This window comes from Pseudoduganella buxea, from assembly GCF_009720835.1.
GTDB classification, from domain to species: Bacteria; Pseudomonadota; Gammaproteobacteria; order Burkholderiales; family Burkholderiaceae_D; genus Rugamonas; species Rugamonas buxea.
Map to the genome: position 1 here is coordinate 1 of NZ_WNKZ01000242.1, position 587 is coordinate 587.

At 72.1% G+C, this 587-nt stretch carries 1 protein-coding gene; it reads right to left on the bottom strand.

The annotated features are described in order from the left end of the window. Positions 1-587 (bottom strand): type VI secretion system Vgr family protein (locus tag GM672_RS27815; RefSeq protein WP_211517461.1); only part of this gene is annotated, 587 nt, incomplete at both ends.

Here is a 587-nt window from a genome sequence, read left to right on the forward strand (position 1 = left end):
GCCAACGCCACCGTCTGGTGCGTCTTGGCCGCCTCGCTGAACGTCTCGCCCAGTTTCACGGCCTGCTTCATCAGCGCGATGCCGGCGGCGTTGTCGCCGGCCGGGTCGCGGTTGGTGGCGCCGTGGGCGACCTTGTAGCTCGACACCAGCAGGCCGGCGCCGCCGCGCACGGCGCCGTAGGCGTCGGTGCGCAGTTCGGCGCCCTGGCCGCGCAGGCTGCCCCGGTAGTTATCGGCGCTGTGGATCAGGTGACCCAGCGACAGCTCCGATCCGGCATGGGTCGAGCGCAGCTGAACCCGGCCTTGCGCGTCCGTGTCGTCAAACAGCAGCTGGTTGTAGCCCGAGCCACCAAATTCCTTGGTGCGCACGCCCCATTGGGCGGCGGCGTTGCGATGGCCGTCGTTGGCGCTCGAGGCGCCGTGCCATACGGGGCTGTTGCCGGCCGCGAGGTTGCCTTGCGCCGACGGCGCGTGGTCGCCGGCCGGCTGGAAGACGGCCGCCGGGTCGTCACCGTCTGCCGCTTGCCCACCGGGCGTGGGGGCGTGGCCGCCCTCGCCCTGGCCGTTGTACAGGGCGCCGATGACGAT